The organism is Aeromonas encheleia (genome assembly GCF_900637545.1).
In the GTDB taxonomy this organism is placed as follows: Bacteria; Pseudomonadota; Gammaproteobacteria; order Enterobacterales; family Aeromonadaceae; genus Aeromonas; species Aeromonas encheleia.
On record NZ_LR134376.1, the window covers coordinates 1,379,337 to 1,400,396 of the forward strand.

21 protein-coding genes are annotated in these 21,060 nt (G+C 63.8%); 6 read left to right on the top strand and 15 right to left on the bottom strand.

Annotated features, from left to right (window positions below; genetic code table 11):
* Positions 1–6: 6 nt before the first annotated feature.
* The gene (gene yiaY / locus EL255_RS06600; RefSeq protein ID WP_042651302.1) at positions 7–1,158 is read right to left on the bottom strand and encodes an L-threonine dehydrogenase; all 1,152 of its coding nucleotides are present in this window, start codon (positions 1,156–1,158) and stop codon (positions 7–9) included.
* A 393-nt stretch (positions 1,159–1,551) separates the two neighbouring features.
* Between yiaY and udp the strand changes: the two genes are divergently transcribed.
* Positions 1,552–2,307 carry a uridine phosphorylase gene (udp, locus tag EL255_RS06605; protein WP_042651303.1) on the top strand — a complete coding sequence of 252 codons (756 nt, stop codon included), beginning with the start codon at positions 1,552–1,554 and terminating at the stop codon, positions 2,305–2,307.
* A 117-nt stretch (positions 2,308–2,424) separates the two neighbouring features.
* Here udp and EL255_RS06610 read toward each other — a convergent pair whose 3' ends face one another.
* Entirely contained in the window at positions 2,425–3,123 is a 699-nt protein-coding gene (locus tag EL255_RS06610; RefSeq protein WP_042651304.1) for an RluA family pseudouridine synthase, read from the bottom strand.
* Positions 3,124–3,329: 206 nt separating this feature from the next.
* Here EL255_RS06610 and rihA point away from each other — a divergent pair, with 206 nt between their 5' ends.
* Together rihA and EL255_RS06620 are read left to right on the top strand one after the other, a co-directional pair.
* Entirely contained in the window at positions 3,330–4,265 is a 936-nt protein-coding gene (gene rihA / locus EL255_RS06615; RefSeq protein WP_042651305.1) for a pyrimidine-specific ribonucleoside hydrolase RihA, read from the top strand.
* 29 nt (positions 4,266–4,294) lie between these two features.
* Complete coding sequence (locus EL255_RS06620; protein WP_042651306.1) at positions 4,295–4,765, top strand: hypothetical protein; 471 nt, start codon at positions 4,295–4,297, stop codon at positions 4,763–4,765.
* Between the two features lie 95 nt (positions 4,766–4,860).
* On the opposite strand, the gene EL255_RS06625 is transcribed toward EL255_RS06620, so the two are convergent.
* Positions 4,861–5,157, bottom strand: a complete 297-nt coding sequence (locus EL255_RS06625) for a winged helix-turn-helix domain-containing protein (protein WP_042651307.1) — start codon at positions 5,155–5,157, stop codon at positions 4,861–4,863.
* An 88-nt stretch (positions 5,158–5,245) separates the two neighbouring features.
* Complete coding sequence (locus EL255_RS06630) at positions 5,246–5,776, bottom strand: DUF1523 family protein (RefSeq protein ID WP_042651308.1); 531 nt, start codon at positions 5,774–5,776, stop codon at positions 5,246–5,248.
* Positions 5,777–6,194: 418 nt separating this feature from the next.
* On the opposite strand from EL255_RS06630, the gene EL255_RS06635 reads away from it, so the two are divergent.
* Positions 6,195–6,827: a LysE family translocator gene (locus EL255_RS06635; protein WP_042651309.1), complete on the top strand. Its 633-nt coding sequence runs from the start codon at positions 6,195–6,197 to the stop codon at positions 6,825–6,827.
* A 74-nt stretch (positions 6,828–6,901) separates the two neighbouring features.
* Here the strand turns inward: EL255_RS06635 and EL255_RS06640 are convergent, their stop codons facing one another.
* The 7 genes from EL255_RS06640 to EL255_RS06670 all read right to left on the bottom strand — a co-directional run bounded on the left by EL255_RS06640 (position 6,902) and on the right by EL255_RS06670 (position 13,064).
* Positions 6,902–8,005: a beta-N-acetylglucosaminidase domain-containing protein gene (locus EL255_RS06640; RefSeq protein ID WP_042651310.1), complete on the bottom strand. Its 1,104-nt coding sequence runs from the start codon at positions 8,003–8,005 to the stop codon at positions 6,902–6,904.
* A gap of 54 nt (positions 8,006–8,059) precedes the next feature.
* Positions 8,060–9,787: a potassium/proton antiporter gene (locus tag EL255_RS06645; protein WP_042651311.1), complete on the bottom strand. Its 1,728-nt coding sequence runs from the start codon at positions 9,785–9,787 to the stop codon at positions 8,060–8,062.
* A gap of 293 nt (positions 9,788–10,080) precedes the next feature.
* A complete protein-coding gene (locus EL255_RS06650; protein ID WP_005325762.1) occupies positions 10,081–10,227 on the bottom strand; it encodes a hypothetical protein in 147 nt (48 codons plus the stop codon).
* Positions 10,228–10,327: 100 nt separating this feature from the next.
* Positions 10,328–11,017 (bottom strand): M15 family metallopeptidase, encoded by a 690-nt coding sequence (locus EL255_RS06655; RefSeq protein ID WP_042651312.1) that lies wholly within the window; start codon positions 11,015–11,017, stop codon positions 10,328–10,330.
* A 34-nt stretch (positions 11,018–11,051) separates the two neighbouring features.
* The gene (dapE, locus tag EL255_RS06660; RefSeq protein ID WP_042651313.1) at positions 11,052–12,179 is read right to left on the bottom strand and encodes a succinyl-diaminopimelate desuccinylase; all 1,128 of its coding nucleotides are present in this window, start codon (positions 12,177–12,179) and stop codon (positions 11,052–11,054) included.
* 22 nt (positions 12,180–12,201) lie between these two features.
* The gene (locus tag EL255_RS06665; RefSeq protein WP_042651314.1) at positions 12,202–12,552 is read right to left on the bottom strand and encodes an ArsC family reductase; all 351 of its coding nucleotides are present in this window, start codon (positions 12,550–12,552) and stop codon (positions 12,202–12,204) included.
* A gap of 197 nt (positions 12,553–12,749) precedes the next feature.
* Positions 12,750–13,064: a hypothetical protein gene (locus EL255_RS06670; RefSeq protein ID WP_042651315.1), complete on the bottom strand. Its 315-nt coding sequence runs from the start codon at positions 13,062–13,064 to the stop codon at positions 12,750–12,752.
* 285 nt (positions 13,065–13,349) lie between these two features.
* Here EL255_RS06670 and dcuC point away from each other — a divergent pair, with 285 nt between their 5' ends.
* Positions 13,350–14,726, top strand: coding sequence for a C4-dicarboxylate transporter DcuC (gene dcuC, locus EL255_RS06675; protein WP_042651316.1), 1,377 nt, complete (start codon positions 13,350–13,352; stop codon positions 14,724–14,726).
* Positions 14,727–14,813: 87 nt separating this feature from the next.
* Complete coding sequence (locus EL255_RS06680; protein WP_042651317.1) at positions 14,814–15,953, top strand: M20 family metallopeptidase; 1,140 nt, start codon at positions 14,814–14,816, stop codon at positions 15,951–15,953.
* 53 nt (positions 15,954–16,006) lie between these two features.
* Here the strand turns inward: EL255_RS06680 and EL255_RS06685 are convergent, their stop codons facing one another.
* From EL255_RS06685 to EL255_RS06700, 4 genes are all read right to left on the bottom strand, one after another.
* Positions 16,007–16,681 (bottom strand): Dph6-related ATP pyrophosphatase, encoded by a 675-nt coding sequence (locus EL255_RS06685; protein WP_042651318.1) that lies wholly within the window; start codon positions 16,679–16,681, stop codon positions 16,007–16,009.
* Between the two features lie 165 nt (positions 16,682–16,846).
* Positions 16,847–18,190 carry an anaerobic C4-dicarboxylate transporter gene (locus EL255_RS06690; RefSeq protein ID WP_042651319.1) on the bottom strand — a complete coding sequence of 448 codons (1,344 nt, stop codon included), beginning with the start codon at positions 18,188–18,190 and terminating at the stop codon, positions 16,847–16,849.
* A gap of 329 nt (positions 18,191–18,519) precedes the next feature.
* Positions 18,520–19,920 (bottom strand): asparagine--tRNA ligase, encoded by a 1,401-nt coding sequence (gene asnS, locus EL255_RS06695; RefSeq protein ID WP_042651320.1) that lies wholly within the window; start codon positions 19,918–19,920, stop codon positions 18,520–18,522.
* A gap of 323 nt (positions 19,921–20,243) precedes the next feature.
* A complete protein-coding gene (locus EL255_RS06700) occupies positions 20,244–21,059 on the bottom strand; it encodes a HAMP domain-containing protein (protein ID WP_042651321.1) in 816 nt (271 codons plus the stop codon).
* Position 21,060 lies beyond the last annotated feature (1 nt).

Genomic DNA, 21,060 nt, shown 5'->3' on the forward strand with positions numbered 1-21,060 from the left:
GCGGGTTTACATGGCGGCGCGGAAGATGGCGACTATCTCGTCGTGGCTCGCCTGCTGCGGGTTGGTGAAGCCGCAGGCATCCTTCAGGGCGTTGCTGGCCAGCAGGTCGAAGTCGTCGGCCTTCACCCCGAGCTGCTCCAGGCCGGCCGGGATCTTCACGTCGCGGGCCAGCTGCTGGATGGCGTTGATCGCGGCGGCGGCACCCTGCTCGTCGTTCATGGTGCTCACATCCACCCCCATGTGGCGGGCGACGTCCTTGAGGCGAGCGGCGCTCACCTGGGCGTTGTAGCGCTGCACGTGGGGCAGCAGCACGGCATTGCAGACGCCGTGGGGCAGGTCATAGAAGCCGCCGAGCTGGTGCGCCATGGCGTGCACGTAGCCGAGGCTGGCGTTGTTGAACGCCATGCCGGCCAGGAATTGGGCATAGGCCATCTGCTCGCGGGCAGGCAGATCGTCGCCCTGATTGACGGCGGTGCGCAGGTGGCGGGCGATGAGCTGGATCGCCATGATGGCGCTGGCATCGGTGACCGGGGTGGCGGCGGTGGAGACATAGGCCTCGATGGCGTGGGTCAGCGCATCCATGCCGGTGGCGGCGGTGAGCCCGGCCGGCTTGGCCAGCATCAGCTCGGGATCGTTGACCGACATCAGCGGGGTGACGTGCTTGTCGACGATGGCCATCTTCACGTGGCGGCTCTCGTCGGTGATGATGCAAAAACGCGTCATCTCGGAGGCGGTGCCGGCGGTGGTGTTGATGGCGATGAGCGGCAGCTGCGGCTTGGCTGAGCGATCCACTCCTTCATAGTCCCGAATGCTGCCGCCGTTGGCGGCCACCAGGGCGATGCCTTTGGCACAGTCGTGGGGCGAGCCGCCCCCTAAGGAGATGACGCAGTCGCAGCCATTGGCCTTGAGCATGGCGAGGCCTGCCTCCACGTTGGCCATGGTGGGGTTGGGTCGGGTTTCATCGAAAACCACGCTTTCAATGCCATGTTCTGCCAAGAGGGTGGTGAGCCTGGCGACCACGCCGATCTGGCCCAGGATCTTGTCGGTGACGATCAGCGCCTTGCGATAGCCATAACCCTTGATATCGGCTGCCGCTTCTTGCAGGCAGCCAGCTCCCATCAGGTTGACCGCGGGAATGTAGAATTTGAATGTCGCCATGATGGACTCCGTATTATTAGCCATTAAGTGGTATTCGGGTGCCAAAATAGCAGCGTCGGGGGAGATGAACAGGGGTCAATAGTATCTGTTTTATAACTTTGTGGACTCGCTCGCGCTCTGGCCGAATCGTGGCGGCGAGGGCTTGACAAGGGGCGGCAGCGGGCGGAGAGCAGAAAAACGTTTTTCAGGAAATTCATCAAGTTAGCAAACGTTTTACGCTGATTTTGTCACTGTCAATGCATGGAAGTGTGAGTTGCTTCAAGGAATTGGAAAGCGCTTTCGACCATAGTTGGCGCCTTCCCCAATGGAGGGAAACAGGCTCGAAAGTACCATAAAGAATCATCTTAACTGCACTCTGCCACCCGCTGGTGGGGCGCAACCAGGGAGTCCACTATGTCTGATGTTTTCCACTTGGGTTTGAAGAAAGCTGATCTGCAAGGCGCCACCCTGGCGATCGTTCCCGGTGACCCCGAGCGCGTCAAGCGCATCGCAGAACTGTTGGACAACCCGGTGCACCTGGCCAGCCATCGTGAATTCACCACCTGGCGCGGCGAGATGGACGGCAAGGCCGTGATCATCTGTTCCACCGGTATCGGTGGCCCGTCCACCTCCATCGCGGTGGAAGAGCTGGCCCAGCTGGGTATCCGCACCTTCCTGCGCATCGGCACCACGGGCGCCATCCAGCCGCACCTGAACGTGGGCGACGTGATCGTCACCACCGGTTCAGTGCGCCTCGACGGTGCCAGCCTGCACTTCGCACCCATGGAATTCCCGGCCGTGGCCGACTTCGACTGCACCACGGCGCTGGTCAACACCGCCAAGGAGCTGGGCTCCACGCTGCACATCGGGGTGACTGCCTCTTCCGATACCTTCTACCCGGGTCAGGAGCGTTACGATACCGTATCCGGTCGCGTAGTGAGCCGTTTCCAGGGTTCCATGAAGGAGTGGCAAGCCATGGGCGTGCTGAACTACGAGATGGAGTCCGCTACCCTGCTGACCATGTGCTCCAGCCAGGGCCTGCGCGCCGGCATGGTGGCCGGTGTCATCGTGAACCGTACCCAGCAGGAAATCCCGAACGCCGAAACCATGGCAAGAACCGAATCTGATGCCATCAAGATCGTGCTGGGCGCCGCCCGCAAGCTGATCTGATAGCACCACCACGAGTGGGGGGTGGGGGCCGTTGCGAAAGCGCGGCCCCTATCTTTATCCGTCGTTTGCCGACCGGAGCCCCTTTCCTTCCTGCTTCTCTCTGCCCTCACGCCGCCATCAGAACGGGCTGGCACAGCTCGCCGCCATCGGCTCACCGCTCACCGGATGCACGAAGTCCAGCGCACTCGCATGCAGCATCAGCCGCGGCGTTTTTTCCGTGCCCGCCAACAGCAGGCCGCCGTAGAGATCGCAACCCAGTATGGGGTGGCCCAGCAGCTGACAGTGGATACGCAGCTGATGGGTGCGGCCGGTCTCGGGGGTCAGCACGACCCGGGTCAGCGGCAGGGGGGCGCCATCTTCGCTCTGGCGGACCAGACGCTCCACCACCCGGTAGCGGGAGCGGGCCGGCTTGCCCTGGGCGGCGCAGATCTTCATCCGCGGGAACAGCGCCGGATCCTTGGCGATGGGGGCGTCGATCAGCCCCTCGTCATCGGCCAGGTGGCCGCACAGCAGGGCGCCGTAGCTCTTGGTCACGGCGCGCTGGCTGAACTGATGGGCGATCGCGGCGTTGATGGCCTTGTCCCTGGCCACCACCATCAGCCCCGAGGTGCCAAAGTCGAGGCGATGCACCAGGGTGCAACCGGGGAAATCCTGCACCAGCCGATAGTGCACCGAGTCGAGGTTCTGTGGATTCTTGCCGGAGAGGCTGAGCAGGCCGCTCGGCTTGTCGATCAGCAGCAGATGGGCATCCTGATGGAGGATGTTGATCTCGGCCGCACAGGGCGGGGCGATAAAGGTATCGACGATGACAGACATAGGGGCACGGCAGGCTGGAAACGGGGAGCGATCATACCCGAACCGGCGGTGGGCGGCGAATCCCCGTGCGCCGGCGGTGCCCATCCCGCGAAGTTCGGTGGCAAGTGCTTGATAACGTAGGCATAGGCCGTTTTGTGACTCCCTCCAGAGTTAATCTGGTGGTGGCTTGCTAAGGTGTGGATCTTTTTTTGTCGTAGGAGTCCGTCATGTCACTGCCCGTCATTCTCGATTGCGATCCCGGCCACGATGATGCCATCGCCCTCATCCTGGCGCTGGCCAGCCCCGAGCTGAGGGTGCTGGCGGTGACCACCAGTGCGGGCAACCAGACGCCGGACAAGACCCTCAACAATACCCTGCGCATCCTCACCCTGCTCGGGCGCCACGACATTCCGGTGGCGGCGGGGGCGCCGCGGCCCCTGGCTCGCGAGCTCATCATCGCCGACAACGTGCACGGGGAGTCGGGTCTCGACGGCCCCAAACTGCCGGAGCCGGGCTTTGACCCCCAACCCATGACGGCGCTTGAGCTGATGGCGCAGACGCTGCGCCACAGCCCGGAGCCAGTCACCCTGGTGCCGACCGGCCCGCTCACCAACATCGCCCTGCTGCTGGCGGCGCATCCAGAGCTGCACCACAAGATAGGCCGCATCGTGCTGATGGGGGGCTCGGCCGGAGCGGGCAACTGGACCCCGGCGGCGGAGTTCAACATCTATGTGGATCCCGAGGCGGCCGACATGGTGTTCAAGTCCGGGATCCCTCTCACCCTGTGCGGGCTGGACGTGACCCACGAGGCGCAGGTGATGGACGCGGACATAGAGCGGGTGCGCGCCATCCCCAACCCGGTGGCCCGCTGTGTGGCGGAGCTGCTCGATTTCTTCATGATCTATCATCGGGATCCCAAGTGGGGATTTCGCGGGGCACCGCTGCATGATCCCTGTACCATCGCCTGGTTGCTGGCGCCCGAGCTGTTCCATGGGATAGATTGCTGGGTCGGCATCGAGACTCAGGGAGTGCATACTGTGGGAATGACGGTGGTGGATCGCCATGGCCTGACCGGCCATGCCGCCAACACCCATGTCTTGCTGGGGCTGGATCGGGTCGGCTTCATCGACCTGCTGGTGCAGCGTCTGCAGGCATTTCATTGAGATCAGGGCGAATGGATAAGGGGCAGGGGATGTGGAAGACGACGCTGGCACTGCTGGTCGGTGCACAACTGACGGCCTGTGCCACGCCATTTGAGACGATGTGGCAGGGGCTGGCGACCTGCGATCTGGACAACCTCTCTTTCGACGCCGAACGGGGGGAGGGATCTTCGCCGCAGCTCAATGCCTTCAAGCCTTACAAGACGACCGATGGCTTCGCCTGGTACAAGACCCACCAGGAGCTGCATGGCCTGCCGATCCACGGCTTCCTCATCCCGACCTCGACCTTCGAGGTGCACGCCCTGTTTGTTGACACCCCCATCGCCAACGCCAGGCGGCTTACCCATAACGCCTATGGCAGCGAGTTTGCCGATGAGCGCAAGCACGATCTGGGGGAGGCTCCCCTGCTGCTGCGGGATCCGAACAATCCCAAGCGCTCCATCATCGACTGCACCCAGGGGGAGTCGGAGGAGCCGCTGCCGGAGGAGCCTTTCCCGGAATAGGGACAGGCGGCATGATGCCGATGAGGACACCACTGCAGAGAGGGGAGCCATGGCTCCCCTCTCTTGTTATGCGTTGCTGGTGCTGGCAGCCACCATCAGGGGTAGCCCAGGGTCTGCTTGATGGTATCGAGCTGCGCCGCTATCCAGGCCGGGTTGATGGGGCCCCAGTCGCCGATCCGATAGTGGCCCTGCAGGTGGCGTGCCCCCTCGGTCTGCTCGAAGGCGCAGTGGATGTCCAGCTCCGCCAGGGCCGCCAGGGTATCCTGGGCGGTGCGTCGCGGCATGCCGGTGGCCGCCATGATGGCGGGGATGCTGTCGGTGCCTTGGCTTATCAGGTGGGCAACGTAGAGCCGTCGATAGAAGCTGGTCCGGGTCTTGCTCGGCTCTGTCATTGTCTCTCCCCGAGATTTGTCTGGCTGACCGGACAAGCCGCCATATGCCATCGCTGCAGGCCGCTGGCGCCGTTTTTGCCTGAGTCGATCATATTTCGTCCTCGAGACGGTCGAAGTAACGCCAGGTGGCGATGGCGGCCTTGCCCATCACCAGGGCCCAGACGCCGAACCAGAACCAGCGGAAGAAGCTCCAGGTGGAGGCGTCAGGCTGGGTGCTCTCGATCTTGGTAACGTTGGGGAATAGGGAGAACATGTTCACGCGCCAGCCGTAGGAGGTGATGATGGCCAGGCGCTTCTCGAATTCCATGGATTTGGCCTTGGCCTGCACGTCGGCGGCATCGAACTTGAAGTAGAAGGGCCAGCCCCAGAGGGTATCCTCGTTGCGGAACACCCGGATCTTCTCGCCGGGGCGCTCGGTATAGATGTAGTAGACATCTACTGTGGGGCCGTCTGCCGGGTTCTTCTGGCTGATGGGGCCATCCTTGTCGGTGCGCTTCACCTCGACCCCGGTGATGGTGGCGATGGTGTGTTCCGGCAGATAGAAGTCGAGCCAGAGAGCGGAGAGCAGGGCGACGAGGCCCAGCGCGATAAAAGCGGGTTTCTTGAACTTCAGGCTCATGGGATTCTCTACGTGAGGGGGAATGACGTGCCTCTACCATACCCACATTTGCGGATGCAGCCCAGTCCCTAATGACCCCATTCATTCAAAATGTCGTTTAAAACTGACAGCTTCCAGGCCCCCCGAGGAGGCGCCCCGCGGGCCCAGTGGGCGCGGGCTCAGCCCATCGAGGGTCGGCGGCGGCACCGACGCGGGCCTCTTTGCGCTGAGTCATGTGACAGCATCTGGCTGGCAGTCTGGTGTTGGTCGCCGTGCTACCCCCTTAGTAGTGAGTGGGCGGGGATGATGGCCGCCTCGGTCCGCAACCTGGGGTGGCTCCGCGCCCTCGATGGCCGAAATCGGCCGGCTGACGGGTTTTTGCTTGTGTGCAAGGGGGGCGGTAGGCAAGATTGAAGCCTTGTTACCATGGAGGTGTAGTGTGTCCCACTGGATTGATCCCGCTATTCTGGCGCTGTTTATTCCCACGTTCTTCTTTGTCTCTGTGACCCCCGGCATGTGTATGACCCTGGCGATGACCCTCGGCATGAGCCTGGGGGTGCGCCGCACCCTGCACATGATGTGGGGGGAGCTCATCGGGGTCGGGTTGGTCTCGGTGCTGTCGGTTATCGGGGTGGCCGCTGTCATGCTCAACTACCCGGCGCTGTTCTCGGCGTTAAAGTACGTGGGCGGGGCCTATCTGGTCTGGCTCGGCATCCAGATGTGGCAGGCGAAGGGCAAGATGGCCATCCCGGCGGACTTGTCGGCCGGGCAGGAGACTAAGCCGCTTGGACTGGCGCTGCAGGGCTTCGTCACCGCCATCGCCAACCCCAAGGGCTGGGCCTTCATGGTCTCCCTGCTGCCACCCTTCATCAATGCGGCCAAGCCGATGGCGCCGCAGATCAGCGCCCTGGTGATGCTGATCCTGATCATCGAGTTCTCCTGTCTGCTGCTCTATGCCAGCGGGGGCCGCACCCTGCGCCACTTCCTCGCCAAGAGCGGTAACGTCACCCTGATGAACCGCATCGCGGGCTCCCTGATGCTGGGGGTCGGGGTCTGGCTGGCGCTGGGCTGAGTGTAGCGCAATGAAAAATGCCACCCGTCTCTGACCAAGAGGGGTGGCATTTTTTATGGGCGTCTGGCGGCGCCTCAGTCGGTCAGGCAGTCCGGATCGAACACGTATTCCCCCGCCAGCCAGCGCAGTATCTCGTCGACGCAGCCCTGATCCTGGAACGGCAGGTAGCGGGCCTGGAGATAGTCGTGCTGCGCCGGGGTGAGCTGGGCCAGCCCTATGTCCTGGAACAGCGACAGATCGGCCTGGATCATGGCGGAGATCTGCGGGCCGCAGGTGGCATTGAGGGAGGCGTGCAGCGCCTTGTCCGGATCGTACTGCTTGCCGAGCCGGTAGCTCATGGGCAGGGTGGCGAGCGGCAGCACCGAGAGCGCCGCCTGTTTCATGGGATTGACCGCGTGGCCCGCCACCAGATCGGCCAGCTCCGCCGGGCGGTTCTCGAAGGCGCGCAGGTGCAGGAAGCTGCTGGCCTTGCTGCCATCGTTGACCGGGTAGTTGTCCCACAGGAAGGGCTTGCGGTGCAGCCAGTCGGCGGCCTGCTTGAGGTGGGGCGCAGGGTAGTCGCTGGAGCAGACCTTGGGGCCGGTCCAGAAGATGTCAAAACGCTTGTCCAGCCCCTGGCCCAGATCGGTCAGATAATGGGGCGGCATGGCGCCGAACACCTTCTCCAGCACCGGATCCGTCGAGTAGTAGCTGGGGCAGAACAGCAGGCGGCTGGCTTTACTGTGGGCCGCGATGTCGTGGGCTATGGTGAGCTGCCAGTGGGCGAGATCCGGGGTGTCCCCCTTCATGTCGTCGAACAGCACCGCCAGTATGTCGGGCTGCAGCGCCTCGTCGATGAGGCGGACCTTCTCCAGCAGCGCCGCACGCTTGCGCGGGTAGTCGTGATGGGCGCCCATGGGGCTCAGGCCCACCCCGAAGGCGAGGCCGTTGTCACGGCACTGCTGGGCCAGGCGGCGCAGATCCTCGAGCTGGTGCGCAGGCCAGGGCTGGGCCCAGTGCTTGCGCAGATGGCCATCTTCTTTCGGCGCATAGATGTAGAAGCCATAGCCGTGGCGAGGCAGCCACTGAGCATAGCGGGCGCGGGCTTCCCAACTCCAGCCCTTGCCGAAGAAGCCCTCGATCAGCCCCAGTCGGGGCGAGGGGGGATAGAGACCAGACAACAGGCTTTGATAAGGCATAGTGAACTCCCTTCGCGCTGAGCACTTTTTGCTAACAATGGTTAGACTGCTGTCTTAAACCGGATCTTCTTCCAAAAAGCGTACCCCTATCTTGCGAGGCTCACCCTCTTCCATCTCCGCCACCGTCCAGAGCAGACCCTGCCAAGCGAAATGGTCACCTACTACCAGATTATCGCCCAACTGCCCGGCGATAAAATCGCCGAGTGTCTGATCCGCCACCTCGCTCACATCCAGCCCGTAGAGCGGGGCGAGATCCACCAGTCTGGCGGCCGCCTCCAGCAGGAAGTCGCCGAAGAAGCGCGGGCCCAGATCCTGCTCGGGGGCCTGGCTGAACAGCTGGCCGAGGGCGGGCAGATCCCGCTCGTGACCGATGACGCAGAGGATATCATCCGGTTGCAGGCGGGTACTGCCCGAGGGGTGCAACAGCTCCTGGCCCCGGAACAGGGCGCAGATGCGGGTCCCCTGGGGCATGCGCAGCTCGCGTAGCGGCGAGCCGATGCACCACTTCTCGGCGCTGAGGCGATAGATGAAGGTCTCCCACTGGCTGTCGAGATCGATCTCCAGCCCGGAGCGGTTGATGGGGGAGGGCGGTGCCGGCACCTCGACCCGTGCCAGCCTGGAGGCCAGCGGCAGCGAGCTGCCCTGCAGGATGAGGGAGACCAGCACCACGAAGAAGGCGACATTGAAGTAGAGCTGGGCGTTGGGCAGCCCCGCCATCATGGGGAAGACCGCCAGTATGATGGGCACGGCGCCACGCAGCCCCACCCAGGAGATGAACCAGCGCTCGCGGGGGGCGAAGTTCTTGAACGGCAGCAGGCCAATCCAGACCGACACCGGGCGGGCGAACAGGATCATCCAGCCGGCCAGCAGCAGCGCCGGCAGGGCGATGGGCAGCAGGTTGCTCGGATTGACGAGCAGACCCAGCACCAGGAACATGCCGATCTGGCTGAGCCAGGTCAGCCCATCCAGCACCGACAGTGTGGTGCTGCGGCTGCGCAGGGAGAGGTTGCCGAGCAGCAGGCCGGTGAGGTAGATGGAGAGGATGCCGCTGCCCCCCACGGCCGTGGTGATGGCGAAGATGAGCAGGCCACCGCTGACGGTGAGCAGGGGATAGAGGCCGGGAGCCAGCCTGGCGCTGTTGATGAGGCGCCACAGCAGCCAGCCGCCGCCGAGGCCGATGCCGGCTCCGAGCCCGAACTGCTTGACCAGCTGCAGCAGCAGGAAGGCCCAGTCCAGCCCCTGCTGCTGGGTGGCGAGGATCTCGATCAGGGTGACGGTGAGAAACACCGCCATGGGATCGTTGCTGCCTGACTCTATCTCAAGGGTGGCGCTGACCCGCTCGTTCAGGCTGCGCCCGCCGAGCAGGGAGAACACCGCCGCCGCATCGGTGGAGCCGACGATGGCGCCGATCAGCATGCCCTGCATCAGGTTGAGATCGAACAGCCAGGCGGCGGCGAGACCGGTCAGGCCCGTGGTGATGGCCACCCCGACGGTGGCGAGCGACAGGGCGGGCCAGAGCGCGACCCGAAAGGAGGAGACCCGGGTGCGCATGCCGCCGTCGAGCAGGATGATGGCGAGCGCCAGGTTGCCCACCAGGTAGGCAACCGAGTAGTCGGCGAAATGGATGCCGCCGGGGCCATCCTCACCGGCCAGCATGCCGACGGCGAGGAAGATGACCAGGATGGGAATGCCGACACGAGAGGAGAGCGCGCTTAACAGGACACTGCATCCCACCAACAAGGCACCGATAAGAAAGAAACTGTTGATGGTGGTGGCATCCAATGGCGAACTCCTTTTATAGCAGAATGCAAAACAGGCACATTATATGCAGTTTGGGTCGCCTTGTGTGGCTTAATTGTGCATCGATTTGCAGTTTCTTACATTTAAAGTGCTGTTTTTCAGCGCCTAGGGATGCCGGCCTCCCGGCCAGGAATGGGGGATAAAGTGTGACGACTGGCTCCAGAGGGCGGGTCGGTGGCGTGAGACGGGGATGGTCGTGCGGGGCGGTTTGTGACCCTCCCCGAGGGGGAGGGCAAGGCAGAGACCGGGGCACCAGCGGGGTCCCGGTGCGGGATTCAGTCGTCCTCGTCGTCTTTGACTTCCCGGATCTTGTCCCTGTATTTGGGCAGTTGTTTCTCGAGCTGCTTCATGTCCTTGATGGCGTTGAGAAACAGGCCAAGCAGGAACAGCAGCGGCAGGCCTATCCATAACCACAGACTCATGATGTTCTCCTTTCGTCGCGGCAGGGGGTGACGTCATAACTGACAAGGAGCTCGTCGAGCCGGGTCAGCATGGTCAATTTGCCTTCTATATGCCCCGTCTTCATGAGCGATTTCTCGCGTCGAGACAGGGGGTGACGTAACGGACCAGGATCTCATCGAGATGGGCCAGTACGGTCGCCTTGCCTTCAATATCCGCCTGCTGCAGGCAAAGCGCCAGCGCCGCCTGATCCAATCGCTGTTCCCCGGACTCCAGCGCGAAGCTGAGGTGCCAGGGCTCGTAGGCGACGCCGCCCTGGGCCCCCGCCGGTTTGGCGAAGGGCAGGAAGAAGCCGAAGTCGTTCATGTGCTCCCCCAGCCAGTCGCTCAGGTCGCTAAACCAGCCACCCTCCTCGTATTCCCAGGGCTCCAGCGCCAGCCTGGTGTCGGCGGGCAGGCAGTCAGGATCGTAGATGTCCAGATCCGTGCCCCAGTGATGGCGGCTGGTACCGGGCAGGGCGCTCCAGCGCAGGATGGCGTGCAGCCGTTCGGTCTCACTCAGCTGCAGCGCGTCCAGCGGCTGGCCCGTGGCGTCCAGCAGCGGGCGTTCGCCGCGCCACTTGCCGTTCCAGATGGCGAGCTGGCGCTCGAAGCCGCGCCAGCTGGAGGCCGGCTGCAGGTTGTGACCGGCATAGGCGGCGGCGACCTGCATGTCGTTGAAGGCCGCCGCGGTGGCGGCGGTCAGACGGTGGGGGCCGCGCCCCACCAGGATGAGGTGGCTCTCGTCGAGCCCCAGCAGTTGATCCTGGGTCATCACAGCCTCCGGGTCGTTTCCCATGGGATGAAGGTCATGCCAGCAACCGTGCCAGTACCCCTTGGTACATGTCGGCCAGCAGATCGAGATCGCTCGCCTTCACGCACTCGTTCACCTTGTGGATGGTGGCGTTGACCGGGCCCAGTTCAATGACTTCGGCCCCGGTGGGGGCGATGAAGCGGCCATCCGAGGTGCCGCCCGTGGTGAGCAGGGCCGGCTGCTGGCCATTGACACTCTCGATGGCCCCGACGGCCGCCTCCAGCAGGGCGCCGGTATCGGTCAGGAACGGCTGGCCGGAGAGAGTCCACTTCAGCTCGTAGTCGAGACCGTGGCGGTCCAGCAACGCCTCGACCTGGCGGCGGATCTCCCCGTCGGTCAGTTCGGTGCTGAAGCGGAAGTTGAACTGGACCTGCAGCTCACCCGGGATCACGTTGGAGGCGCCGGTGCCGGCCTGGAGATTCGCTATCTGGAAGCTGGTGGGCGGGAAGTAGGCATTGCCCTGATCCCAGACCCTGCTGGCGAGCTCCGCCAGGGCCGGGGCCGCACGGTGAATGGGGTTGTCCGCCAGATGGGGATAGGCCACATGACCCTGCACCCCGCGTACCAGCAGATCGCCGGTGATGGAGCCGCGGCGACCGTTCTTCACCACATCCCCCACCTCGCTGGTGGAAGAGGGCTCGCCGACGATGCACCAGCGGATCTTCTCGTTGCGCGCCTCCAGGGTGTCGATCACCCGGGTGGTGCCGTTGATGAAGGGGCCCTCTTCATCGGAGGTAATGAGGAAGGCGATCGAGCCACTGTGATCCGGGTGGGCGGCGACGAAGCGTTCGGTGGCCACCACCATGGCGGCGAGCGACCCCTTCATGTCGGCGGCGCCGCGGCCGTACAGCATGCCATCCTTGATGGTCGGCTCGAACGGCGGGGTGTGCCACTTGTCCAGCGGGCCGGCGGGCACCACGTCGGTGTGACCGGCGAAGCAGAACAGCGGGCCCTGGGTGCCGCGGCGGGCCCACAGGTTGGTGGTGTCTTCAAACACCATGGGTTCGATGACGAAGCCGAGGCGAGCGAGGCGCTCCGCCATCAGGGTCTGGCACCCCTCATCCAGGGGGGTAACTGAGGGGCGGCGGATCAGATCCTTGGCCAGTGCGATGACATCCGACATCGGCGTTCCTTAACAGAAAAGTTTAACGAGAGAAGAGGGATTGGTAGTGGTCGGCCTTGAAGCCCAGGTGCAGCTCGCCACTCAGATCCAGCAGCGGGCGCTTGATCATGGCGGGCTGGGCCAGCAGCAAGGCGCGGGCCCTGGTCTGGTCGAGCCCCAGTTTCGCCTCGTCCGGCAGGGCGCGGAAGGTGGTGCCGCGGGTGTTGAGCAGGGCTTCCCAGCCGAGCTGGCCTAGCCACAGGTCCAACTGGGCAGGGTCCAGCCCGTCGACCCTGTGGTCGTGAAAACGGTAGTCGATACCGGCCTCATCCAGCCACTTGCGGGCCTTCTTGATGGTGTCGCAGTTCTTGATGCCATAGAGGGTGGTGGCCATGGGAGGTCCTTTAGCTGCGGGCAGGGCCCTGGATCAACGAAGGCCCGATTCTGGCATTGTGATCCCCTCATGGCAACGCTGGCGCCCCGCCGGGGCGCTTTTTCTGCGGGCGGGCCGCGCCGACCCCCGGCCCGAGCGCCAGAAACACAAAACGCGCCCTTGGGCGCGTCGTTGCAAAAACTCTTCGATAGGACGACTTATGGCGAGAGGGGCCACTGGTAATCGAACACCCTGGCACGCTCCCAAGGGGCGTTGGGCAGACTGGAGGAGAGGCCGCCGTACTTGCCCACGTCGTCCACCACTATGGTGGAGAGGATCGGCAGCTGATGCTCGGTGCAATACATGCGAATGCGTTGCAGCAGGGTACGCAGCTCATCCTGGCTGCTCTCCAGCCCGGCCTGTTTGGCCAGCTTGGAGTAACGAATGGTGGTGCGCTCCCTTGCAGACTCGATGAGGATGTCCCACAGCTTGTAGTCGCAGTTGCTGCTCTCTGCGGTGGCCAGGTTTGTCATAACTCTCTCCGGTGCGAAATGGTCGCTCTGTGTCGATGGGCATCTTGGCCAGTTCAACCACCACGGGCGTTGATCCAAAGCAAAAAAAGTGGAGGTTGTTGGCCTGGGGGCCCTGCAATGGGATTCTAATGGTTTTTATTTGGATTTAAAGGCTGCTTTTTGTGATTTATATGGAGTTTCGTGCTGTGAATGAGCGTTCAAATCATCTTTATTGATGGGGATCAAGGGGAAGACGGGACATCGCCACTAGATTTCGCACTTCGATAATCCTATCAGGAGCGCATTTTGGAACTCATATTCGTCTTGCTTGTGCTGGCGGCCGTGGTCTACGGCATCGTCAAGGATTACAACCCCCAGGCGGTACTGGCCCTGGCGGGGATGACCCTCTTCACCCTGGCGTACTGGCTGGGGCTGCATCCCATATTGCCCGCGGACAAGAGCACTGGGTTCGCCCTGTTCGACCTGTTCGAGGTGTTCAAGGGGATCTTCTCCTACCGGGCGGCGGGGCTCGGCCTCACAATCATGGCGGTGGCGGGCTTTGCCACCTACATGTCCCACATCGGCGCCTCCCAGGCGCTGGTGCGGGTGGCGGTCAAGCCGGTGGCGGGCATCGGCTCCAGCTACCTGATGCTGGCGATCTGCTATCTGGTGGCGGTCTTCGTGTCGCTGTTCGTCACCTCGGCCACCGGCCTCGGCCTGTTGCTGATGGTCACCATGTACCCCGTGATGCGCAACCTCGGCATCAGCCCGGCCTCCGCCTGCGGGGTGATCGCCACCTCCCAGGCGTTCGAGATAGGCCCGACCCAGACCAACGCCATCTTCTCCGCCGGTCAGTCCGGGCTGGATCCGACCAGCTACTTCGTCGACTACCAGATCTGGCTGGTGGCCCCCATGCTGCTGGTGACCATGGTGCTGCACTTCTTCTGGCAACGGCATTGCGATCGGCAGGATGGCTGGGATCCGGCCCTGCACAGAGGCGATCATGCCGAGCTGGACGAGCAGGGGAAGGATGAGCTGAAGGCGCCGACCTGGTATGCCCTGCTGCCCATCATCCCCTTCGTGCTGATGATGACCTTCTCCAAGCTGCTGGTGGACGACATCAAGATGAGCGTCGAGGTGGCCATGCTGCTGTCGGTGTTCATCGGCATGCTGTGCGAGCTGCTGCGTAGCCGCTCGGCGCGTACCGCCATGGCCGGGCTGTCGAGCTTCCTCGACGGCATGGGCAAGGTGTTCGGCCCGGTGGTGGCGCTGATCGTCTGCGCCGAGCTGTTCGCCGAGTCCCTCAAGGCCATAGGGGCCATCGACACCCTGCTGCACTCCGCCGCCAACGCGGGGATCGGCAGCGGGCTGATGACCCTGGTGATGGTGGCGCTCATCATGGTGGCGGCGGTCATCATGGGCTCCGGCAACGCGGCCTTCCTCAGCTTCTCCACCCTGGCGCCCGCGGTGGCGGCCAAGTTTGGGGTCCCCGCGGTCACCATGCTGCTGCCGATGCAGCTGGCCTCCAGCATAGGTCGTTCGGTGTCACCTATCGCCGCCGTGCTGATCGCCTGTGCCGGCATCGCCAGGGTCTCCCCCTTCGTGGTGGTCAAGCGCACCTGCGTGCCCATGGCCGGCGCCCTGGTGACGGCGCTGGCGCTCAACTACCTGCTGTTTATGTGATGGCGGGGCGGGCGGCCTGGCTGCCCGCTCTCATCCTGTTGCTGACCGGCCTGCACCAAGGGTGGCAAGGCCGGCATGGAGAAGATGATGACTGACCTGAAGACTCCGTTTTCCCTCGAGACCTACCTGGCAGAGCTGGCCCCGCTCATCAACCTGGACTGCGGCACCCGCACCCCGGCCGGGGTGGCGACGGTGGCCGACATCATGACCGAAAAGTATGAAGCCATCGGCTGGCAGGTGGTACGCCACCAGTTTGCCGCCGAGTGCGGTCCCTGCCTCGAGATCACCAATGCGCCGGGCGCCGATCGCTATGATGTGATGCTGATCGGCCACATGGATACCGTGTTCCCGGAGGGGACCGCCGCCAGGCGGCCGCTGAAGGTGGAGGGCAATCAGGCCTTCGGCCCCGGCGTCTCCGACATGAAGAGCGGCCTGCTCTCCCTCTGGTATGCCCTCAAGGGGCTGGATCCGGCGGTGCTGGCCAGGTTGAAGGTACTGGTCTGCTACAACTGCGACGAGGAGATTGGCTCCCCTTGGTCCAAGGAGTGGCTGCTGGAGAAGGCCGCCTCGAGCGCCTGTGTGCTGGTGGCCGAGGCCGCCCGCCCCAACGGGGATCTGATCAGCGCGCGCAAGGGCAATGCCAAGTACCGCATCCGCTTCCACGGCAAGGCCTCCCACGCGGGTTCCGCCCTGGCCGAGGGGATCTCTGCCATCACAGAGCTCGCTAATTGGGTGCTGGCCATCAACGAGCAGGTCAACATGGAGACGGGCACCACCATGAACGTGGGGGTGGTGCAGGGGGGCACCGGCGTCAACGTGGTGCCTGACTTCGCCGAGGCGATCGTCGACTTGCGCTTCTGGAGCAACGAGGAGGCCGCCGCGGTGCACGACAGGCTCGGCTTCATGGCCAACAACCCCTTCCTGGCCGGTTGCCGGGTCGAGGTGGATCGCCAGAGCTTCAAGCCGGCGATGCGCCCCAACGGCGACACCGAGGCCCTGATGGCGCTGGTGGAGGCGGCGGCGCAGGAGGAGGGCATTGCCTTCAACTGGCTGGAAGCGGGGGGCGGCTCGGACGCGAACTTCACCGCCGCGGCCGGGGTACCGTCGCTGGATGGCTTCGGCCCCATGGGGGGCGGCTTCCACTCCGAGGCCGAATTCCTGCTGCTCGACAGCATAGAGCCGCGCATTCGGCTGCTGCAGCGGGTGCTGAGCCGGCTGGCGAACTAGGCGCCCCCAGGGGCGGGATCGGAACGGAACGGGAGGCCAGTGCCTCCCGTTTTTTATGGCCGCTCTGCGGGCAATGGCTCCTCTTCGACCAGATAGGCCAGATGATCCTGGCGCGCCACCCGCCAGCCTGCCAGCCGCAAGGGGGCCGCGAAGCCGGGGCCGTCGGTCACCATGCTGTGATACTCCCCCTGCTCGCCGCAGAGATCGAAGCCCTGGGCGTCGGCCAGCGCCTTCAGCTCGGCCAGGCTGGCTGCGTTCAACGAACGGCCCACCCAGTCGGAGGCCAGGGTGCGGGTATCGACGCAGGAGAGGTGGGCGACTATGCCGCGCGCCAGCATACCGGCCAGCAGCGCCGCGCGGGATTGCTGCCAGAGCGGGGTGTGCACGGTCAACCCGAGCGGGCGGCAGCGTTCGCGGATCCAGTTGTTGGCGCCCCCCACGCTGTCGATGTCACCGGTCACCACCCCATCGAGGGCCCACTCCTGTCGTAGCCGGGCCAGCGCCGTCTCATAGCCCTGCTCGAAGGGCGCCTCTATGGTGACCAGCCGGTGAGGCAGACCGAGAGCCTGCGCCTGACGGCGTGCCAGGGCCAGCGGATGGGCCAGAAAACGGGGCTCGGGTGGAGCAAAGGTCACCAGCGCGACCACCTGATGCCCCTGTTCACGGGCATGACAGAGCGCCAGCATGGCATCTTTGCCGCCACTCCAGAGTGCGATGACGCGAGACATGGGTTTGATTCCAACGGTGAAAGAGGGGACATGCTACCCAGCTGGCGAGCCCTTGGCAAAGCCGCAGCGGCGGGAAATCGCCGCGGGAGAGAGAGAAGGAGGGAGAAAAGAACAGGCCCCCATGCGGGGGCCTGTCAGGCCAGAGCGTGTCGAACGCCGTTGGTATTACAGCAAGATGGTGGTCAGCACATAGCCCAGGGCGCAGGAGCTGCTGACCCCGATCAGCCCCGGAATGATGAAGCTGTGGTTGATGATGAACTTGCCGATGCGGGTGGTGCCGGAGCGGTCGAAACCGATACAGGCCAGATCGCTCGGGTAGGTCGGCAGCACGAAGTAACCGTAGCTGGCCGGCAGGAAGGCGATCAGCAGCTTCGGCTCCACCCCCAGCGCCAGGCCCATGGGGGCGATGGCGGTCAGGGCGGCGGCCTGGCTGTTCACCAGCTTGGAGATGAGGAACAGCACCAGGGCGTAGGTCCAGGGCTGGGCCTGTACCACGTGGGCCAGCGACTCCTTGAGCAGCGGCATGTGAGCCTGGAAGAAGGTCTCACTCATCCAGGCGACCCCGAACACGGAGAAGATGGCGACCATGCCGGCCTTGAACACCGCACCGTTGGAGATGTCACCCGGCTTGACCTTGCAGCGCATCAGTATGATGGCGCCGGCGATCAGCATCATCATCTGGATCACCAGGTTCATGGAGAGCGGGCCAGCCTTGCCCTTGATCTCGAACACGGGTCTCAGCCCTTCGTTGGCCCCCAGCACCACCACGGCGGCGATGGCGGCGAAGAAGATCCAGGTCGACCAGTAGGCTTCTTTCGGGAACTTGGTGTTGAGCAGGGTCTCGCCGCCGCCATAGATGAAGGCGCGTTGCTCAGGATCCTTGATCTTGGCCTGGAACTCCTGATCCTGGTCCAGATCCTTGCCGCGACGCAGGCTCCACAGGGCCGCCATGATCACGCCGGTCAGGGAGGAGGGGATGGCGATCATCAGGATGTCCAGCAGGCCGTAGGCCTGACCTATGCCGTGACCGGCCGCCAGGATGGAGACCATGGAGACCACGGCCACCGAGACCGGGGAGGCGCAGATGGCCATCTGGGAGGCGACGGAGGCGACCGCCATCGGCCGCTCGGGACGGATGTTCTTCTGCAGCGCTATGTCGGCGATGATGGGGAACATGGTGTAGACCACGTGACCGGTACCGCACAGGAAGGTGAGGGTCCAGGTGGTGAGCGGCGCCAGAATGGTGATGTATTGCGGGTGACGGCGCAGCAGGCGCTCGGCAATCTGCATCATCAGGTTGAGGCCGCCGGCGGTCTGCAGGGTGGCGGCGCAGCCGATCACCGCCAGTATGGTCAGCATCACCTGCACCGGTGGCTCACCCGGGGTCAGCCCGAACACGAAGGTCAGCAGGAACAGACCTATGCCGCTGATGAGACCCAGTCCCATGCCCCCAAAGCGGGTACCCAGCAGCAAGCAGCCGAGTACCACAAAAAACTCCATCAAGATCATTCCATTACCTCGTGTGATTAATCCATCTCTGCGTCGGACCCTGGGTCCGCCATTCGCGTTGTTATTTAGCCCTAAGGGGTTAGTGGGTATTCTGCCCTCCCTAAAGAGGTAAAAAATTGAGTTACTTCAATAACTCATTCTTTTTCGATTTAAGTGCATAAAAACCACGAATTGAGGGCAGTGAGGGCGGCGAGAACGGCGGCGAAGAACGCAAATAACGATGGACGGAGGCGGGGAGGCAGGGGGTGACAGGGTCGTGGCGGCATAAGAGAGGAATAAAAAAAGCCGACCCTGGGGTCGGCTTTTTGCGATTCGTGTGCTGTCCGCGATTAGAACTCGGCGGTACGCGGGGTCCGCGGGAAGGGGATGACGTCGCGGACGTTGCCCATGCCGGTCACATAGACCACCAGGCGCTCAAAGCCGAGGCCGAAACCGGAGTGGGGCACTGTGCCGTAGCGACGCAGGTCGCGATACCACCAGTAGTCTTCCTTGTTCAGGCCCATCTCGGCCATGCGCTGATCGAGCACCTCGAGGCGCTCCTCACGCTGGGCACCACCGATGATCTCGCCGATCCCCGGGGCCAGCACGTCCATGGCGGCGACGGTCTTGCCGTCGTCGTTGAGACGCATGTAGAAGGCCTTGATGTCTTTCGGGTAGTTCTTCACGACCACAGGGGACTTGAAGTGCTCCTCGGCCAGGTAGCGCTCGTGCTCTGAGGAGAGATCGATGCCCCAGGAGACCGGGAACTCGAAGGTCTTGCCGCAGTTTTTCAGCACTTCGATGGCGTCGGTGTAGTCGATCTGGGCGAAGTCGGAGGCGACGAAGCGCTCGAGGCGGCCGATGGCGTCCTTGTCGACGTGCTGGGCGAAGAACTCCAGATCGTCGCGGCGCTCGGCCAGGACGGCGTTGAAGACGTACTTCAGCATGGCTTCGGCCAGGGCGGCGTTATCTTCCAGATCGGCGAAGGCTACTTCCGGCTCCACCATCCAGAACTCGGCCAGGTGGCGGCTGGTGTTGGAGTTTTCGGCGCGGAAGGTCGGGCCGAAGGTGTAGACCTTGGACAGGGCGCAGGCATAGGTCTCGACGTTGAGCTGACCGGAGACGGTCAGGAAGGTCTCCTTGCCGAAGAAGTCCTTGTCGTAGTCGACCTTGCCGGCCGGGGTGCGCGGCAGGTTTTCCAGATCCAGGGTGGAGACGCGGAACATCTCGCCGGCGCCTTCGGTGTCGGAGGCGGTGATGAGCGGGGCGGCGATCCACAGGTAGCCTTCTTCGTGGAAGAAGCGGTGAATGGCCTGGGCCAGGCAGTTGCGTACCCGGGTCACGGCGCCGACCACGTTGGTACGGGCGCGCAGGTGAGCCTGCTCACGCAGGAACTCGATGCTGTGACGCTTGGCGGACATGGGGTAGGTGTCCGGATCTTCGACCCAGCCCACTACCTTGACCTCGGAGGCTTGCAGCTCGAAGGCCTGGCCGCTGCCCTGGGAAGCCACCACCACACCGGTCACTTCCACGGAGCAGGCGGTGGTCAGACGCAGCACTTCATCCTCGTAATTGGCCAGGGTATTGGGAACGACGGCCTGTACCGGATGGAAACCGGAACCATCGGATATGGCCAAAAATGAGATCCCCGCCTTGGAATCGCGGCGGGTCCGGATCCACCCTTTGACTGTCTGGGTGGTGCCAACCGCATACTTACCGGTCAGCACATCTACTACGGATGCGTGCGTCATCGAAATATTGTCTCCAGCTTGTTCTTGCAGCGCTATTTGCAACACTAGGGGTCTGGCCCGGGCATGAATGGCCCACCCTGGCAGACTAAGCCGTCAATCTTACCCGCGCGGGTTTGATAAACAAGCAAAAATGTCGGGCGTTTGCGGGCTTTTCGGCAGGGTGAAGGTCGGATGAAGCCATAGGGAAGGGGGCTGAGAGTAGAGGATAGGAGGCAGGGAGCGGATGGGCTGATGCGGGGTTGCAGGGCGGGTGGATCCTCTGCCGGGGCGGCCTCATGGCGCCGCTCCTTATAGATAGCCAAGCTGCCTGGCCGGTGCGCGGACTAGCCGCGCTTCTGCTCGTCCTGCTCCGGATGGGGCGCCGGGCGCTTGCCGAGCTGGCGCTCCACGCTGTCGAGCATCTGGTTGTAGGCCAGCGCGACCCGGCCTATCTCGTCCCCCTCATCCCCTTCCAGCCGATGACCGAACTCATGCAGATCGGTGGCCTCCTCCATGGAGCGGGTCAGCTGGTTGAGCGGGCGCACTATCCAGGTGCGGATGGCCCAGAGGGTCAGCAGCAGGCCCAGCCCGAAGATGACGGTGAGGCTGAGCGCCGAGGTGAGGATGTTCTGCTCGACCCGGGTGAACAGGCTGTCGAGGGAGTAGTCGAATCGCACCGCCCCCAGCACGGTATTCTCCGGCACCTGATGGCAGCTGGTGCAGTCGGTGCCGCGAAAATCTTTCTTCGCCAACAGCGGGCGGGTCACCACCAGCCGGCTGTGCATGTCGTTATGCACCACCTCCAGGCTGCCCTTGCCCGCCAGCGCCAGCGCATCGAACCTGTCCTTGGGTGCCTCGCTCTCGCGGCCCGGCCCGTACTGCTTGTTGACCGGCGCCCCGCGCACTATGCGGGCATCCTCCACGTGGGCGTGCTCCATGAACTTGTGGCGCAGGGTATCGCGGGCGTCCATCTTGCCGGTCAGCATCAGCATGTTGAGGCTGTCGAAATAGGCCTCGGTCTGCTCGTGGCTCTGCTCCTTGATGAGGGAGAGGATGAGGTCACGCTCGCGCACCGCCTGATAGGCGGCGGAGAACACCAGCACCATGGAGAAGATGAACAGCAGGAAGAAATTGATTTTGGCAGCGATGGAGAGGCGCATG

What these genes read in the sequence shown, in the direction of transcription:
- yiaY (WP_042651302.1), bottom strand. Translation starts at nt 1,158, where the DNA reads ATGGCGACATTCAAATTCTACATTCCCGCGGTCAACCTGATGGGAGCT.
- udp (WP_042651303.1), top strand. Translation starts at nt 1,552, where the DNA reads ATGTCTGATGTTTTCCACTTGGGTTTGAAGAAAGCTGATCTGCAAGGC.
- EL255_RS06610 (WP_042651304.1), bottom strand. Translation starts at nt 3,123, where the DNA reads ATGTCTGTCATCGTCGATACCTTTATCGCCCCGCCCTGTGCGGCCGAG.
- rihA (WP_042651305.1), top strand. Translation starts at nt 3,330, where the DNA reads ATGTCACTGCCCGTCATTCTCGATTGCGATCCCGGCCACGATGATGCC.
- EL255_RS06620 (WP_042651306.1), top strand. Translation starts at nt 4,295, where the DNA reads ATGTGGAAGACGACGCTGGCACTGCTGGTCGGTGCACAACTGACGGCC.
- EL255_RS06625 (WP_042651307.1), bottom strand. Translation starts at nt 5,157, where the DNA reads ATGACAGAGCCGAGCAAGACCCGGACCAGCTTCTATCGACGGCTCTAC.
- EL255_RS06630 (WP_042651308.1), bottom strand. Translation starts at nt 5,776, where the DNA reads ATGAGCCTGAAGTTCAAGAAACCCGCTTTTATCGCGCTGGGCCTCGTC.
- EL255_RS06640 (WP_042651310.1), bottom strand. Translation starts at nt 8,005, where the DNA reads ATGCCTTATCAAAGCCTGTTGTCTGGTCTCTATCCCCCCTCGCCCCGA.
- EL255_RS06650 (WP_005325762.1), bottom strand. Translation starts at nt 10,227, where the DNA reads ATGAGTCTGTGGTTATGGATAGGCCTGCCGCTGCTGTTCCTGCTTGGC.
- EL255_RS06655 (WP_042651312.1), bottom strand. Translation starts at nt 11,017, where the DNA reads ATGACCCAGGATCAACTGCTGGGGCTCGACGAGAGCCACCTCATCCTG.
- dapE (WP_042651313.1), bottom strand. Translation starts at nt 12,179, where the DNA reads ATGTCGGATGTCATCGCACTGGCCAAGGATCTGATCCGCCGCCCCTCA.
- EL255_RS06665 (WP_042651314.1), bottom strand. Translation starts at nt 12,552, where the DNA reads ATGGCCACCACCCTCTATGGCATCAAGAACTGCGACACCATCAAGAAG.
- EL255_RS06670 (WP_042651315.1), bottom strand. Translation starts at nt 13,064, where the DNA reads ATGACAAACCTGGCCACCGCAGAGAGCAGCAACTGCGACTACAAGCTG.
- EL255_RS06680 (WP_042651317.1), top strand. Translation starts at nt 14,814, where the DNA reads ATGACTGACCTGAAGACTCCGTTTTCCCTCGAGACCTACCTGGCAGAG.
- EL255_RS06685 (WP_042651318.1), bottom strand. Translation starts at nt 16,681, where the DNA reads ATGTCTCGCGTCATCGCACTCTGGAGTGGCGGCAAAGATGCCATGCTG.
- EL255_RS06690 (WP_042651319.1), bottom strand. Translation starts at nt 18,190, where the DNA reads ATGATCTTGATGGAGTTTTTTGTGGTACTCGGCTGCTTGCTGCTGGGT.
- asnS (WP_042651320.1), bottom strand. Translation starts at nt 19,920, where the DNA reads ATGACGCACGCATCCGTAGTAGATGTGCTGACCGGTAAGTATGCGGTT.
- EL255_RS06700 (WP_042651321.1), bottom strand. Translation starts at nt 21,059, where the DNA reads ATGCGCCTCTCCATCGCTGCCAAAATCAATTTCTTCCTGCTGTTCATC.